Raw genomic sequence first — 349 nt, forward strand, 5'->3', positions numbered from 1 at the left:
CGGTGGTCGGAGACCGGCGCACTTGACCCGTACGGCAGCGTCGCTTTCCCCGTCCAGCAGTCCTGGGACGGATCCGGCCCGGACGCCACGCTGAGCCGCCAGGGCCTGGAAGAGGAACTGGCCGAGATGCTGACCAGGGCATCCGGACCCAAGCCTCCTCCCCGGCGGGCGGAACAGCCGCTGTCCCGAGAGGAACTGACCCAGCTGCTGGCCGCCTTGGAACCCAAGCCGACGCCGCCGTCCGAGCCCGCCCAGCAGCCACGGCCTCAGACCGACCGCAGGCGTACGCGGCCAAAGCCGAAGCTCCTTGTGGCCGGGCGGCGCATCAGCCAGGTGACGGTCCTGTTCG

Annotated in this window: 1 pseudogene; it reads left to right on the forward strand. The window is 71.3% G+C overall.

Annotated elements, in window-relative coordinates:
- Window positions 1–349, forward strand: a pseudogene (locus AC5P1C_RS43990) (hypothetical protein); the annotation flags it as partial.

Source organism: Streptomyces sp. A18 (genome assembly GCF_059026065.1).